This is a genomic window from Aquimarina macrocephali JAMB N27 (assembly GCF_000520995.1).
In the GTDB taxonomy this organism is placed as follows: domain Bacteria; phylum Bacteroidota; class Bacteroidia; order Flavobacteriales; family Flavobacteriaceae; genus Aquimarina; species Aquimarina macrocephali.
On sequence record NZ_JACA01000048.1, the window covers coordinates 21,475 to 34,540 of the forward strand.

Annotated in this window: 14 protein-coding genes; 2 read left to right on the forward strand and 12 right to left on the reverse strand. The window is 31.8% G+C overall.

The features are described 5' to 3' along the window. Nucleotides 1–246: 246 nt before the first annotated feature. The 12 genes from Z054_RS0122480 to Z054_RS0122535 form a co-directional block, all read right to left on the reverse strand. Entirely contained in the window at nucleotides 247–888 is a 642-nt protein-coding gene (locus Z054_RS0122480; RefSeq protein WP_024772280.1) for a response regulator transcription factor, read from the reverse strand. 42 nt (nucleotides 889–930) lie between these two features. Further along, nucleotides 931–1,725: a sensor histidine kinase gene (locus Z054_RS0122485; protein ID WP_024772281.1), complete on the reverse strand. Its 795-nt coding sequence runs from the start codon at nucleotides 1,723–1,725 to the stop codon at nucleotides 931–933. Continuing rightward, nucleotides 1,698–2,363: a hypothetical protein gene (locus Z054_RS31855; protein ID WP_024772282.1), complete on the reverse strand. Its 666-nt coding sequence runs from the start codon at nucleotides 2,361–2,363 to the stop codon at nucleotides 1,698–1,700. Before Z054_RS31855 ends, Z054_RS0122485 begins: the two co-directional genes overlap by 28 nt. 23 nt (nucleotides 2,364–2,386) lie before the next feature. Then, nucleotides 2,387–3,091, reverse strand: a complete 705-nt coding sequence (locus Z054_RS0122495; RefSeq protein WP_024772283.1) for a hypothetical protein — start codon at nucleotides 3,089–3,091, stop codon at nucleotides 2,387–2,389. A gap of 362 nt (nucleotides 3,092–3,453) precedes the next feature. Then, nucleotides 3,454–4,431, reverse strand: coding sequence for a hypothetical protein (locus tag Z054_RS0122500; protein WP_024772284.1), 978 nt, complete (start codon nucleotides 4,429–4,431; stop codon nucleotides 3,454–3,456). A gap of 344 nt (nucleotides 4,432–4,775) precedes the next feature. Beyond that, nucleotides 4,776–5,444 carry a hypothetical protein gene (locus Z054_RS0122505; protein ID WP_024772285.1) on the reverse strand — a complete coding sequence of 223 codons (669 nt, stop codon included), beginning with the start codon at nucleotides 5,442–5,444 and terminating at the stop codon, nucleotides 4,776–4,778. Beyond that, nucleotides 5,434–6,150: a hypothetical protein gene (locus Z054_RS0122510; protein WP_152538646.1), complete on the reverse strand. Its 717-nt coding sequence runs from the start codon at nucleotides 6,148–6,150 to the stop codon at nucleotides 5,434–5,436. Before Z054_RS0122510 ends, Z054_RS0122505 begins: the two co-directional genes overlap by 11 nt. A 259-nt stretch (nucleotides 6,151–6,409) precedes the next feature. Continuing rightward, nucleotides 6,410–6,871 (reverse strand): GNAT family N-acetyltransferase, encoded by a 462-nt coding sequence (locus Z054_RS0122515; protein WP_024772287.1) that lies wholly within the window; start codon nucleotides 6,869–6,871, stop codon nucleotides 6,410–6,412. A gap of 52 nt (nucleotides 6,872–6,923) precedes the next feature. After that, nucleotides 6,924–7,460, reverse strand: coding sequence for a GNAT family N-acetyltransferase (locus Z054_RS0122520; RefSeq protein WP_024772288.1), 537 nt, complete (start codon nucleotides 7,458–7,460; stop codon nucleotides 6,924–6,926). Beyond that, nucleotides 7,460–7,942, reverse strand: coding sequence for a MarR family winged helix-turn-helix transcriptional regulator (locus Z054_RS30500; protein ID WP_024772289.1), 483 nt, complete (start codon nucleotides 7,940–7,942; stop codon nucleotides 7,460–7,462). Before Z054_RS30500 ends, Z054_RS0122520 begins: the two co-directional genes overlap by 1 nt. 113 nt (nucleotides 7,943–8,055) lie before the next feature. Continuing rightward, nucleotides 8,056–8,646: a hypothetical protein gene (locus tag Z054_RS0122530; RefSeq protein WP_152538647.1), complete on the reverse strand. Its 591-nt coding sequence runs from the start codon at nucleotides 8,644–8,646 to the stop codon at nucleotides 8,056–8,058. A 112-nt stretch (nucleotides 8,647–8,758) separates the two neighbouring features. Further along, entirely contained in the window at nucleotides 8,759–9,154 is a 396-nt protein-coding gene (locus Z054_RS0122535) for a type III secretion system chaperone family protein (protein WP_024772291.1), read from the reverse strand. A gap of 322 nt (nucleotides 9,155–9,476) precedes the next feature. Here Z054_RS0122535 and Z054_RS0122540 point away from each other — a divergent pair, with 322 nt between their 5' ends. Both Z054_RS0122540 and katG read left to right on the forward strand, forming a co-directional pair. Then, the gene (locus Z054_RS0122540; RefSeq protein ID WP_024772292.1) at nucleotides 9,477–10,235 is read left to right on the forward strand and encodes a helix-turn-helix domain-containing protein; all 759 of its coding nucleotides are present in this window, start codon (nucleotides 9,477–9,479) and stop codon (nucleotides 10,233–10,235) included. A 583-nt stretch (nucleotides 10,236–10,818) separates the two neighbouring features. After that, a complete protein-coding gene (gene katG / locus Z054_RS0122545; protein WP_024772293.1) occupies nucleotides 10,819–13,062 on the forward strand; it encodes a catalase/peroxidase HPI in 2,244 nt (747 codons plus the stop codon). The last annotated feature ends 4 nt before the right edge of the window (nucleotides 13,063–13,066 follow it).

Sequence of the window (13,066 nt, forward strand, 5' to 3'; positions counted from 1 at the left end):
TAAAAACCAGATTTAAAGATGTTTATGAGTTTAATTAGAGATTCGATTCCCAGATCGCACTCTGTAGAGTAGCGGGTAGGAGATTGTATTTAGACAAACTCAGCAGGACTATGAGAATAATAATTTTTTGAACCTTTAATAGAATTAAGGTACAAAATAAAATGTGTATCCCTTCTTTTGATGTTTTTTATACATGTATATACAGAAATCCGAGACAAAGGATATACATGGAATAAAAAGAAAACACTAAGGAACAAATAATTTACTTTTAATAGCATAAATAACTAAGCCAGTTCTGTTTTTAAGGCTTAGTTTTTCAAAAATAGAATCTCGATATCCTTCAATTGTTTTTGGACTTAAACACATGTCGTTTGCAATTTCTTTATAGGTTTTCTCGGTACAGGCGTGTTTAATAAATTCTACTTCTCGATCTTTGAGTACTACATTATTTTCTTCTTTAGGATTTAGGGAACCTAGTAGTAAATTAGTTACATCTTTTGTGTGGTAGAAACCTGTTTCCTGTACCTGGATAAGAGCATTTTCCAGGATGCTTTTTTCAGTATCTTTTAAGAGATATCCTTTTGCACCTGCTCTAAGCATTTTAAGAATCGTACTTTCATCTTCTTCTACAGAGAGTGCTAATACCTTAACTTGTGGGTATTGTTCTTTTAATGCTGCTGTAGTTTCAATCCCATTCATAATAGGCATGTTGATATCCATAAGTACAATATCAGGGATGTTTTTAGGATCTTTAAATCGGGTAAGTAATTCTTTACCGTTTTTACAGATATATAGAATTTTAAATTTAGCGAATCCATTAACTAACCCAGATAATGCCTGGGATAGTAAAATATGATCTTCTACAATTACTACTGAGTATTTCATGATTGACAATACTTATTATTTGTGTGAATAGTTTTCTTTACAAAGTTAGTTAACTTCATTGTCTAAAGCCATCGAACTTTCTTTTTTATATGGATAGGTTAGTGTTATTGCTGTTCCTTTTCCTTTTTGCGATGTTATTTGTACAGTGGCATCGATTAATTTCCCTCTATTTTGCATATTACTTAATCCTATACCTCTTTTGGTTGGGCAGTCTATCTGATCAAAACCAACACCGTCATCTTTTGCATGGATTACTAATTTTTCTTTATCATAATGTACATTAACATCCAAATTTGAAGCTTTAGAATGTTTGATAGTATTCGTAAAGAATTCTTGCAATATTCTAAAGATGATGATCTCGGCCTTATCATCTAGCACTTCTATTTCTTCATTACTGGTGATTGCAGCTTTAATAAACTGCATGCGGTTAAATCGTTCTATTTCTAATGTTATGGCTTCTGTGAGGCTTAAGCTTTTTATAGTATCTGGGTTTATCAATTTTGATAAGGATCTCAGTTCTGTAAGACTTTTGGTTATGGTCTCGGTAACCTCTTCTAATTTCTCGGGATCATCTTGCGCTATATTTACTTGTATTTTGGCCAACGTAAGTAGCTGGCCAATATTATCATGTAACTCCCAACTAATGTTGCGCAATGTCTCTTCTCTGATCTCGATCTGGGTCTCTGCAATAGCTCTTTCAAACTTTTTCTCTGCTTCCTTTTGTTGTAACAAGAGACTATTTTTCCTTTTTTGAAAAATAGTAAAAAGAAAAATAATAATTATTACAAGAATAACTAAGATTATAGTTGCTACTAATATTCCTGTTTCTTGTTGCTCCATATAAAACCGATAATAAAACATGAATTCATAACTACTACCAAAATAAATTTTATAAGGAATAAGTAATTATGCGAATCAGCACTTGCAAAAGAATTGGTAATTATTCTAAAAGGAATTATTCCAATGTAATAAAGGAAGAGCCCGATACTTATCCAAAATAGTAAATTTTTGTTTACATAAAGAACTTTTTGAGAATTTAATATTTCAATAAAATAAAATATAATACTGACTATTAAAAAGACAGATGCTAATATATATGGTGTTGTTTGAGCTTGATTTAGATAATTTTGATAAAAACCATTGATTAGAACTGCTAATAAATAAATAACAAAGAAAGCCATGACGGTCTTTTTATATAACTTCTTTTTTAAATGATTTCTATACAGTAAGAAAAAGTATGAAAAAGTTATTATGTTATATATGTTATAAATTATATAATTGTATGATATGCCAGAATCTCTTAAATAACCTCCTAGTAGCTCGTTTAATGCTACATATATTAAAATAAAAGCAAAATATTTTAATTGAGTATTTTTATATTTAAAGAAAAATAATATTGCAACTATTGCAGAAATATACTCTGAATAGAGTGCTATATCCCGTAAGGGTATTATTAAACTTTCATAGTTGTCTGTCATATCTTTTTCTTCTTAATTACTATTTATTGCATTTTTCCTTTAGGAGGAGATGAGTTAATTTCATTAGCAATCGTGCTATTGTCACTAAACATATTTGTACTTAAGTTAAAATTAAAAAGACTTGCCTTTTGCATAGCGTCACCATTTCCTGATTGACCTCGGGAATCTGTCCCAATTTTTTCTTGTAGAAGTTCAACTTTATAATCACTATTAAGGGTGTATCCTAGATGCATTGTTTCTTTTAAGATCGTTGGAGCAATAAAGATGGTTTGTCTATGCGCATATGCGGTATCACCAGCTCGCTTATAGTCTTTATCGTATGAACCAAAATAAAACCGAAAACCAGAGGGCTTAATCTTAGCTTGTTTAGAAATTCTTTTAATGTAATTTAGGTAATTGTATAGACTATCGATGTCATAGAATAAAGATCGGGTAACTTCGAAACTTTTTATGTTTGCATGACTTAGCATTGATTCATTTGTCCATTTTACCCGAGTATCAGAATAATTATCATAAAGTTGTTTTGCTTTTTCAAGAGTAATGATGTTTTTAGGTCTTGTGTCATCGATCGTGCCTAATTGCTCTTTTAGTTCTGCTATTTCTTGTTTTAATTCTTTAATCTGTTTTAAATACTTGTCATTATCGTGTTTCTTGTCACAAGAACTTAAACTCACTAGAAGCAATACGGCTATTGCTACTGTTTTAGTTAGATTGATTAGTTTGTCCATTTTTTTGGTTTATTAAGATGTTTGTTTAGATTTCGGTCCCTTGCCGAAAATAGATTAGTTAAATCTTTTGATTTGCATTAATGTGTTTCCCAGAATTAAAAATACTATTATTCTGTAGTTTTAAAAAAGTAATGGCATGTTTTGTTAAAATAAAAACAAGTTAAACTATTGGTAATAAGCCTTTTTGGTGTTGTTGTTTGGGTTTTGGAGTATATGCGAATTTTGAAAAAAGGGGGTTTTACCCCTTTCTAAAAAAGGGATTCGACTGTTGTACATTTATAAAGAAAAAGGGATTAAACCATTTTAATATAATAGTTAATCCCTTTTTAAGATTGTTAAATAATCTATCTGTAGATAAATATTTATTGATTATTTTCAAACCCTCTTGGAGGAGATCCATTTAATTCATTTGCCAGAGATGATGATGCTATGTTACTAGATTTGGCTACAATTTTACTTAAGATATTTTGATTAAAATCTAAAGAAACCATATCATTACCGTTAAAAGTATAGGATATAGTAGTGTTGTTTTTGGTTTTTGAAACAATAGTTGGTGCAAAAAACAAAGTTTGATGGTTTGCATATTCGCCTAATGATGCGCTATTATCATATACTCCAAAAACTAGATTAACTCCATTAAGATTTACACCTTTGTTATTTGCTTGTTGTTTAATATAGCTTAAATAATTTTCAAATATACCTTGTTTATAAAAACAGACACGAGTATCTTTTTCTACGATATGTTCTATAGGAGCAACTTTTTTATCATAATAATTGTTATACATTACTATTGCATCTTTACTTGATATGTAACCGCCATTGCTTAATATTAAACTTTGCACTTTGTTATCAGAACCGATACTAGAACTGTAATCGTCAAAAGGATTTTCATACAAGAACTTAACTTTATCATTTTCAATAGTAAATGCTTTGTTTGTTTTTGTTTTAGCGTCGATACTCATAGGAGCTAAAAAAAGTGTTCGCTTGCCTTCGTTATCAGCTCCAAAAATAAAGCTATAATTAGTAATTTCTATACCTTTTTGATTAGCAATAGTTTTTGTTTTTTGCAGGTAATTCTCAAGAGTTTGTAAATCAAACCAAACTGCACGATTTTCTTCTTGAGTGGATTTTGCTTCAAATGGTGCTATTCGTGTAGTATAAAAATTATTATATTCATTAATAGCTTTGCTGATTGGGATAATTTTCTCAGGAGTTTCAATAATTGCTCCTTTTTCTTCTTTCGTAGTTTGAGTATTTGTGCTATCTTTTTCGCAGCTCACAATTCCGATTGAGAGTACCACAACTGCCATGGCTAGTTTTAAAAATGACTTTGTTTTCATGTGAAATATATTTATTGGTTAAAAAAATGGCTAAAGAAAGTATTTCGGATTATTTTCTTTAGTTTGTGTTTATGTAAGTGTCTTAACTCATGAAAATGTTACTAGAAATTTTCATCACGAAGTTCTAATGCATAAATTGGTTTAAATTATTATTGTAGAATTGTTTTTTTTAAGTGTAGATGATAATATAAATATTGTAAGTAGAGGTCAATAAAGAAGCCCTTGAAAATCTCAAAGACCTTGTGAGGATTAATTATAAAATTGGGGGAATGATCTTCTATAGAAATTTATTCACGTTATTTACAATTATAGTTACCTCATTAGTTAACTTTTATCAAAAACATCTATCGGAAGACTGTTTTTTTATGGATTAAAAACCCGGTTATAAAACAGCCATTCATAATAATAGTAAAAATACTATTTAGGATAAACAACGTTGAGAAATCATTGTGATTAGCATAATAATCCCTTACAATACGAAAAGGCATTTTTCCTACATAATAAATCAATAATCCGACACTAATCCAGAACAAGAGATCTTTAGTGCTTTCCTGGATTTGTTCTGATTTTAGTAACTCTGCAAAATAAAAAATAATAGAAGTCATTAATAGAAATGCGCCTAGGAGAAACGGTATACTTTGTAATTGATTTAGATAATTTTCATAGGACCCACTTATAAAAAGAGTGATTATATAAAGTATCGTAAAATACATGATAAAGCGTTTACTCGTTTTTTCTTTGGTATACTGGTGGTATATAAAAAATAGAAATAAGAAAGTAATAGAGGTAGATATGTTATACAGTATTAGGTTGTTAGAATTAGGAAACCAATGTCTTGTATTATAACCAATAATATCATTGATAAAGATATAAATAAGAAAAATAGAAAACCATTTTAACAGACCTTTTGCCTTATAGCTAAACAAAAAAAATAGCCCAATAAGTGCAGCAATACACTCGCTACCAAAAGCAACTTTTCTCAATACTATTAGAAGCTCTATTTTATTGTCCATATTCTGGAGGGGTTGCTCCTAGCTCGTTGGCAATAAGACTAAATTTATCATCGTTATTTATTTTCCCTAAAAAGGATACATCATCTGTCTTACCACGACTTCGTCTTAAATGACTAAATCCGTTATTTTTATCTAACAATTTTACTTTACCTTCATTGTTAAGTGTATATCCTATTTGTAAAATACGATTGTGATATTTTTTTTCTAGAGTAGGAGCAATGAAGATAGTTTGATGCCTTGCGTTTATGTCACTTCCGGTAGAGGAAACATATGTATTGGGATATAATGCGAAGTAGAAACGTAGTCCAGTTGTTGTTACGCCTGCTCTTTGTGATAACTCATCGACATATGATAAATAACTGCGTAATTCAGAAATTTCATAAAACATGGATCTTGTGGGTTTAAAAGAGCCGTCGTTTGAATTGGAATTAACAACTTCGCTAATTAAATCGGCTCTATCATCATAGGCCTTATATATTCTTTGTGCTTGTGCAAAGCTGATAATATTTTTTGGCCTACGTTGATGAGATTTTTCTTGACCTAGTTTTCCTTCTAAATCTTTAATTTTCGTTTCTAAGGTTTCGATTTTTCTTATATATTCTTCTTCCTCAAGAACTTCTATAGTTGAGTCCTGTTGGCAGGAATGTAAAAAGAATAAGCTAGTAGTTAATGTTAGGAATAGGGCATACCATTTACTGCTGTACATTGGATTTTTCATGACGATTACTTTTGGTTAACATATTATTATTTTCCAATGTAAGAGTCTTCGTGTTAGGTTTTAAGAATACTCATGATATTGAAAGTCTATTTTGGATAATGTGTTGATATATAGAGGTGTATCTAAAATAGATTTTCAAAAATACAACTTATTATGATCTGAGTATGAGATTATTTCTTGTAATGTGTAGAAAAATAAGTTACTCCGTTTATCGAGGAGAGAAAAACACCTTATTTTGGCTTTATTCTTACAACACAAGCTCCATTTTGATATTACTTCGCTGATAGGGAGGTTGATCCTCTAGAGGAATTTCTTGAAAACCATATTTACTATAAATGTAGATTGCATTTTCTAAAATTCTATTAGAGTATAAAAGTAATTTTTCCCAACCTTGAGTTGTAGAAAATTCAATACAAAATTCTAGTAATTGCTGTCCGATTTTTTGACCTTGAAATTTTGGAGAAACAGCCATTTTTCCTAATTCATAAATACCTTCTTCGACTTGGATTAATGAAAAAGTACCGGCTATGGTATTGTCTGTTTTTGCAAAAAAAATGAAGCCACCTTGGTTGATAATAGTGTGCTCACATTGTTCTAATAGATCAGCATCATGCGGTTCTACTACAAAATATTTTTCTAGCCATTCTATATTAAGAGCTGCGAAGTCTTTTGCATATTTTGGGTCAAAAGGAATGATAGAAGTGTTCATAGCGATATTAAAACTTTAAAATTTGTGATTAGCCTTACGATTTGAATATCAATCAATGTGTAAGATCATTATTGTATTTTGGATTAAACCAGGCCATATGAATAGGAGTCTCTATACTATGATCAAGATTCTTAATTTTTTGATTGTGTTTTCCTTCATTTATAAATCCTAGTTTTTCATAAAATTGAACGGTATTTGTATTGTTCTCTCGAACGAATAATTCAACGCGAAGGATATGAGGATATGATGTTTTGATTTTGGTTAAAAAACTGGTGAAAAGCAATTTTCCGAGACCTTGTCCCTGAAATTCTGGGTTAACAACAATGGTAAGATCTGTTAATATATGCCTGAATGCAGAAATAGGTATGCGATATGCATGGATTTCTGCGATGATCTGATGTTCATGTTTTGGATGAGGAATTGCTAATATCAAACCATCAGATATACTTTTATGTACAAAGTCTTGTATGTAGTCTATAGTGATTTCGTTTGATACTCGTATAATCCCACCAGGTTGTTCACCAATCTTTTTATAAAGCTGATGAATATTTTGAATATCTGATATCTGTACTGCTCTTACTATATGCATTATGGGGTGTACTTTTCTAGTATTTGTTGATGCAATGGTTTTTCTCTTAGTTTGCTTTCGAAATGAGTAACATGATCTGCAAGATTTGTAGATGAGAAGGTTGTTAGTGCTGTTACTTGCTGGTCAATTACTCTCCATAGCGGAATCATAATTTGATGTGTTTCGTTACCTATTTTTGTTAATTGAAATAACTTTTTTCTTTTATCAGATGCATCGATTTTATACTCGACTAAGCCTTTTTCCATTAGTTTTTTTAATGCTTGAGTGATTGCAGGTTGAGTGTAATGTAGTTTTTCCTGTATATCAGTTGTCGTAGTATGACCTTGATCTATTATGATTTTAAAAATTGGAAATAAATATGGGTCAAAGTCAATATTACAAGAAGTATATACAATTTGAATTTCTTTCATCACAAATTCACTTAGGCGTTTTAACCTGGATCCTAAACCTAGTTCTGCGTATTCTTGTAATTTATCTTGCATAAGCATTTATATAAGTACTTATGCAAATGTATGAAATGTTTTTGAATTATTTGAATAGAAGGAGGAAGACCTTTAAGAATCTAAAAAAACCTACATTTTTTTATAATTCTATTTTAACTTTTAAACATTTCATCAGATGGTAATGGAGATTCGGGGGTGTCTAATTTTTTAGTAGTATTATATCCATTTTTATCTACAGTTAATAACCAATAATCTTTAAAAACAGATCTATAACAAATCTCAATTGTTATCTTTTCTCGATGATTATACAGCCAACGTGCCAAGTTTGGATCATGTATAAGTCGTAACCAATAATAATTTTCATTTGCAGATAAAACAGTATTGTAAATGGTTTTATTAGAAATAGATGTGCTAATAGAATCCGGAACGTTTACTTTATCAAATAAATCTGCCCAACTACGGATGTAGACACTATCATAAGTAACTCGAACTCCTTCAACAAGAGCGGGACCAGTACCTTTATTATGTATTTTAATCTTTAAAGATTCTAATTTTTTATCGATCCAATTGAGATCCGTCTCGATTGATAGTCTTGGCCATGCATTAGCTTTGGTTTGCTCTAGTAGAATTTCTGTTTGATCGCTCATAATACTAGCTTGCTTCATATACACAAAAAGAGCAGAAAAACTTGCAATAAGTACTCCAATAGCTATAATTAAATTAGGATCTATCTTTTTTTTCATTTTCATTAGGGTTTATTGCATACTTGGAGCAATATAAGAAATCCACATTACTTCTTTAATCCCTGTGTGTATACATTTGTCTTTGAGGAAAGCTAAACGGTGTAGTATGGTTTCAATACTTAGAGAAATTGATGATTTGTTCAGAATACTCACCTAATAAAAGTCCGATAGAATTTAATGACCCTTCAAGTTCATTAAGATCTAGGTTTGCTATTTGTAGTGTATCCCTAAAAATTACTTTATCACCGGTTTCGTCTAGTACAAAAGCTCCATGTATGATATCTCTATTTTTTTGTAATAAACTACGGTAAACGACTTCATTTTTATTTTTGATAGTGCAGATGTGTTGTTCCATTATTAAAATGGGTGGTGCAACTCCAAGAATCATATTTTTAATTCCTTCGGTTTCTTTGCTGATCATAATAATACCTTCCCTATTGTTTTCATGGATAATATCATATTTAAGCTGTAGTAAATACTTTTTTACTACCTGATAATGATCTTGCATTAGATGATTTTTTGATAAATGAATAATTATGTGTGACTGATTTTCTTTAGTATATCAATATTACAAAAAGTCGCACAACTTTTCTGCAATATCTTTGGCTAAATTAACTAGATAAAATATAAGAGTGATTATGGGTATGAATGATTTAAGTTAATAATTAGATGTTGTGCTAAGATTTTTAGTATAATCCTCATTGTTTCTTAGGAAAAGAATAAAATAGTGAAGTATTTCTACTAAAATTAGCTTTTTAATAGAATATTAGCTAATATTGTTAGTGTAAATGTACAACTATTTTTTATAATTGCAAATAAAATTAGCAAAAATGTCTTTTTTCGGAAAAAATATAAAAAAAATACGTGGAGTGAAAGGTTTAAGTCAACAAGCCTTTGCTGAGCTTTTTGAGCTAAAGAGAGGTACATTGGGAGCATATGAGGAGGGTAGAAGTGAACCAAAAATAGAAACAATTATTAAAATTGCTAACTATTTTAGCATTGCGATAGATGATTTATTAACAAATGAACTTACCGTAAATCAACTTCTAAAGTTTAAAGGAGATCTTACTACGTATGCAGAAGATGTGAAACGAGAAAAGTTTGCAATCGTCCCATGTATAACAGAAAGTACAGCCAATGATTATATTACTTTATATAATACAGAAGGTTTTATTAAAGAATTACCAACTATGCAATTACCAGTAAATCCAACTAAAGAGTTTAGAGGATATACTGTAAGTAGTCTCGAGATGACATCACATGATAAAGGTTTTTATCCAAAGGATGTTGTAATAGGAGAAAAAGTTCCTCCTACAGTGATTAAAAAATTGAATAATGGCACACTGGTTTTTGTAGTTGTCGAGAATAAACTAATCTTTAGAAGGCTATATGTTATAAAAGGTAATGCAGTACTAAGGGCCGATCATAAAAATATTGAAGATTCATCATTCCCTTTATCCGAGATCAAAGAATTGTGGAGAGTGCGATACGCATTTTTTAGACGTATACCAGAATTTGGTGACCTAGTTGAAGATAAATTGTTGTTGATAGAGAAGGAGCTATTACGAATGAAAGAGAAACTTAGATAGTTTTGTAATTTATCTCAATCCAAAGAGCTTTTGGATACATCATGTTTTTTAGAGAACACTCATACTTTATGTTCTAATACATAGATGCCAATTATTTTCTGTATTGTATTTAATATTTAAATTTGGTATCTTGATCTATCCTATTTATGATGATAGATTAAAAACTCTCTTATCATAAATATCTATTCCAGAATAAATTGTTAACAATGCTAGAGTTATCGGCTAATTTATGCTCTGCATTATATTGATAAAAACAATACTTTCTATATCTAATTAATCCAATACTGTTACCCCAATGATGTATACTATTAAAATAGTTGTAGAGGTATAGATGAGTTTTTAATCAAAATTGAAGATGAGTTAGCTACTACATGCCAGGTGCAACAAGAATTAAAATAGATTTATTTAGTTAGAGGTATTGTATTTCTTTTAATGAGTATAATAAACCCATTTGGCTTTTTTATAAGAGGATTTAATAGTTTAATAGATTTTATATATTAAAAATATAAAAACAATAATATTTTATTATCATAAATTTGAAAGAGCATAAGAACAAATAATCATCTAATAAAATCTACAGCAAATGGAAAATAAAAACCTCAAGAGTGCAGAATCTCACGACTCAAATCATCATGATAATGGTGAGAGCGGGTGTCCTTTTATGAATGGTACACTAAAACAAGGTGCAGGCTCAGGAACTTCTAATCGTGATTGGTGGCCGAATCAATTGAACTTAAATATTCTTCGTCAACATTCTTTATCATCCAACCCTATGGGGGAAGAATTTAGTTATAGTAAAGAGTTCAAAACTCTTGATCTTAAAGCAATAAAGAAAGATCTTTTTGAACTTATGACTGATTCTCAGGAGTGGTGGCCTGCCGATTATGGTCATTATGGCCCTCTTTTTGTGCGTATGGCATGGCATAGTGCCGGTACTTATCGAATTTCTGATGGTCGAGGTGGTGCCGGTTCGGGAACCCAGCGTTTTGCACCATTAAACAGTTGGCCAGATAATGTTAATCTGGATAAAGCCCGTTTATTATTGTGGCCAATTAAACAGAAATATGGTAAGAAAATTTCCTGGGCAGATCTTATGATTCTTACTGGTAATTGTGCTTTAGAATCTATGGGCTTTAAGACTTTTGGTTTTGGCGGAGGGCGTGAGGATGTTTGGGAATCTGAACAGGATATTTATTGGGGCGCCGAAACTGAGTGGTTAGGTGATAAACGTTACACAGGTGACCGAGAGTTAGAGAACCCTCTGGGAGCTGTTCAAATGGGATTGATCTATGTAAATCCCGAAGGGCCAAATGGAAATCCTGATCCAATTGCTTCGGCTCATGACATTCGTGAAACTTTTGGTCGTATGGCGATGAATGATGAAGAAACAGTTGCTCTTATTGCTGGTGGACATACGTTTGGTAAAACCCATGGTGCTGCCGATCCAGATAAATATGTAGAGAGAGAACCAGCCGCTGCTGGTATTGAGGAACAAAATTTGGGATGGAAAAATAACTTTGGAAGCGGTAATGCAGGAGATACAATATCCAGTGGATTAGAAGGAGCATGGACTAGTACTCCTACAAAATGGAGTAATAACTTCTTCTGGAATCTATTTGGCTACGATTGGGAGTTGACCAAGAGTCCCGCAGGCGCACATCAATGGATACCAAAACATGGAGCTGGGGGCGATAGTGTACCAGATGCACACGACTCTTCTAAACGTCATGCGCCAATTATGCTTACAACAGACCTTGCTTTACGAATGGACCCTGCTTATGAGAAAATTTCTAGACGTTTTTATGAAAATCCTGATGAGTTTGCAGATGCATTTGCTCGGGCATGGTATAAGTTAACACATCGTGATATGGGGCCTATTGCAAGATATCTTGGCCCAGAAGTGCCTAAAGAAGAGTTGATTTGGCAAGACCCGATCCCAAAAGTTGCCGATACATTAATAGATGGTCAAGATATTGCCAGTCTAAAAAGCAAAATACTTTCTTCGGGACTGTCGGTTTCTCAATTAGTATCCACTGCCTGGGCCTCAGCATCCACATTTCGTGGTTCGGATAAGCGTGGTGGTGCAAATGGTGCGCGTATTAGCCTTACGCCACAAAAGAATTGGGAAGTAAATAACCCAGCTCAGTTAGCCGATGTATTAAAAACCTTAGAAAGTATTCGACAAGAATTTAATAGCTCAAAATCTGGAGACAAGAAAATTTCATTAGCAGATTTGATAGTCTTGGGAGGAGCTGCTGGAGTAGAAGAAGCAGCAACCAATGCCGGACATAAGGTTACTGTACCTTTTTTACCTGGGAGAGCCGATGCGCTACAAGAACAAACCGACGTAGAATCCTTCTCTGTTCTGGAACCTGTTGCCGATGGATTTCGTAACTATAAGAAAACAAAGTCCTCTATATCTGCAGAAGAAATGTTAGTAGACAGAGCTCAATTATTAACATTAACTGTACCTGAGATGACTGTACTTATAGGAGGTCTTAGAGTATTGAACACGAACTTTGATCAATCCCAACATGGAGTTTTTACTCAGCGTCCTGAGGTGCTTACGAATGACTTCTTTATCAACTTACTTGATTTAGGAACTACTTGGAAAGCAACTTCAGATGCTCAGGAAGTATTTGAAGGATGTGATCGTACTACGGGAGAAGTGAAATGGACAGGTACTCGAGCAGATCTCATATTTGGTTCTAACTCAGAACTACGTGCTCTTGCCGAGGTTTATGCTTGTGAAGACTCTAAAAAGAAGTTTGTAGATCATTTTGTTGCAGCTTGGTGTAAAGTTATGGATCTTGATCGATTCGATTAAACAT

What these genes read in the sequence shown, in the direction of transcription:
- Z054_RS0122530 (WP_152538647.1), bottom strand. Translation starts at nt 8,646, where the DNA reads ATGAAAAAAAAGATAGATCCTAATTTAATTATAGCTATTGGAGTACTT.
- Z054_RS31855 (WP_024772282.1), bottom strand. Translation starts at nt 2,363, where the DNA reads ATGACAGACAACTATGAAAGTTTAATAATACCCTTACGGGATATAGCA.
- Z054_RS30500 (WP_024772289.1), bottom strand. Translation starts at nt 7,942, where the DNA reads ATGCAAGATAAATTACAAGAATACGCAGAACTAGGTTTAGGATCCAGG.
- Z054_RS0122515 (WP_024772287.1), bottom strand. Translation starts at nt 6,871, where the DNA reads ATGAACACTTCTATCATTCCTTTTGACCCAAAATATGCAAAAGACTTC.
- Z054_RS0122520 (WP_024772288.1), bottom strand. Translation starts at nt 7,460, where the DNA reads ATGCATATAGTAAGAGCAGTACAGATATCAGATATTCAAAATATTCAT.
- Z054_RS0122485 (WP_024772281.1), bottom strand. Translation starts at nt 1,725, where the DNA reads ATGGAGCAACAAGAAACAGGAATATTAGTAGCAACTATAATCTTAGTT.
- Z054_RS0122500 (WP_024772284.1), bottom strand. Translation starts at nt 4,431, where the DNA reads ATGAAAACAAAGTCATTTTTAAAACTAGCCATGGCAGTTGTGGTACTC.
- Z054_RS0122540 (WP_024772292.1), top strand. Translation starts at nt 9,477, where the DNA reads ATGTCTTTTTTCGGAAAAAATATAAAAAAAATACGTGGAGTGAAAGGT.
- Z054_RS0122510 (WP_152538646.1), bottom strand. Translation starts at nt 6,150, where the DNA reads ATGTACAGCAGTAAATGGTATGCCCTATTCCTAACATTAACTACTAGC.
- Z054_RS0122535 (WP_024772291.1), bottom strand. Translation starts at nt 9,154, where the DNA reads ATGCAAGATCATTATCAGGTAGTAAAAAAGTATTTACTACAGCTTAAA.
- katG (WP_024772293.1), top strand. Translation starts at nt 10,819, where the DNA reads ATGGAAAATAAAAACCTCAAGAGTGCAGAATCTCACGACTCAAATCAT.
- Z054_RS0122505 (WP_024772285.1), bottom strand. Translation starts at nt 5,444, where the DNA reads ATGGACAATAAAATAGAGCTTCTAATAGTATTGAGAAAAGTTGCTTTT.
- Z054_RS0122495 (WP_024772283.1), bottom strand. Translation starts at nt 3,091, where the DNA reads ATGGACAAACTAATCAATCTAACTAAAACAGTAGCAATAGCCGTATTG.